Here is a 1,842-nt window from a genome sequence, read left to right on the forward strand (position 1 = left end):
TCTTCTAATTCCTTATCACCCAATTCAAGAATGGCTAACGCTAATACCACTCCTTTAGCTATCGCTAATTCTTTGATTCGTTCAGGAGTCTGCCCCATCTTCAAAAGCTCTTTCACTCCTGTCTCCGTGAAATCCAATTTCACAACTTGCCGAGCATAAGTCAATAAATTATTCGGTCTTTTCTTCACTAATAAGGCCTCATATTCTCCTGCATTTTTCTGAAGACTGATCATTTTTCCTTGTGGGAGGGACACCCCTTCTGGTAACTCTTTAATCAGCCAGTCGTCTAGATCATCGCCTAAAGATTTGCTCAAACGTTTTGTGGAACTTGAAGATAAACGGGCAAACTTTTTGACTAGGGGAGCACTCATATAAGGGGTCGCAAAAGCTACTGAACTGTAGGCAAAATTAGCTGTCTGACCCGTTGAAAGGTAGTAACCCATGGCTAATACATCTACAAACTCATCTGCTGGAATATTGGTCATAACTGCAACACCAGTCCCTAAATAGCTGAGGCCTTCAACGACCTGATTACCTAAATGGGCATCAAATGCTTTCGGATTTCTCAATGCCTTTGAAGGAATATCTTCTGTTCCCGTGAAGCTTGCAGGCCAAACTATCTCATCATAAAACTCAAACGGTGCAATATATTTTTCATCTAGGTTTACATAATTTCTCAGTGATCTGACTTCTTCACATTCCTCAAAACTCTTCTTCGCCAAGGCATCAATATATTTATCCACATAAGGTTCTGAAAGTCCATCTTCTAATCCTGAAGGGTAATCCCCATTAATCACAAAGCCTTCCTTTTTCATGAAAATAGAAGCCAACTTATCCCTTCTGTACCCTGAAAAATGACTTTCACCAATATCAAAATAAACTAGGGATGGATAACTTTTAGCGAAATCGACAAGGTGTGAACTTTTAAATAAAATAATTTTCCTCATTTCAGAATAACCTGAAACCGCTTCCTCATCTACTCCAAAAACAGACTTACTCACCTCAAAACGGCTATTAATGGCATAAGCATAAGTGATCAACGGCTTTTTTATACCCTTCAGTGCTCCTAAAACCAACTCTTGGTATTCTGTCGCATTGGATAACTCACCACTAAAATAAAGGTCGATATTTTCGAAATAGTTATCATTCTCAGTGTAAAGCAGAGAAGGATATAATTTACTGTAATCTCTCAAATTTAAATGACCATTCTCAACTACAATTTTACCATCTTCTATATTGGTATAAGGCAACAGTACCAACGCAATATTATCGCCTTCTGCATCAATCACTTCCTGCAGTTTTGACTGTAGATAGTCTTTAGGGTTTACCGATAAAGTAGGTGGTCCATCTTCTTGAATATTGTCAATCTCCAATGTTTCATCAAGCGACAAGTAATCAAGCCTTATGGGAAATACATAAAGCTGAGCTCCTGAATGTTCAGCCAGAAAATGAAGCTGATCATTAAAGGCGTCAATAAAATCTGATTTTTTATACTCTGCATCTTCTGGGAGCAAATCTCCATTGAGAATATACTCATGTTCTCCCCTTTCAAATGAAGACACCTGATAATCCTGATAACTTTTTACTGTCAGACCCTTATTAGGTGTGATAAATGCTTTCAATTGAGACTGCCACTCTTGTACATTTTGTGCTAAAGAGGATTTTAGTTTTTTTCTTGATTCCTCTTCATTTACAGTAACGATTAGCTGTTTGTCAGAAGAAAGATATTCAAGGTAATCATCCACCAAGTGACTCACCAACGTCTCTCTATTTTGAATACCTGGTATACGCTTGGTTATTTCTTTGTTTGCATCGTCTATCAATTTTAACTTCTCATTCTCT

1 protein-coding gene is annotated in these 1,842 nt (G+C 37.7%); it reads right to left on the bottom strand.

All coding sequences use genetic code 11. The features are described from left to right. On the bottom strand, positions 1–1,842 hold a 1,842-nt coding region (locus HHU12_RS33705), incomplete at both ends, for a hypothetical protein (protein ID WP_169661117.1).

The sequence above is a fragment of the Flammeovirga aprica JL-4 genome (assembly GCF_012844305.1).
Lineage (GTDB): Bacteria > Bacteroidota > Bacteroidia > Cytophagales > Flammeovirgaceae > Flammeovirga > Flammeovirga aprica.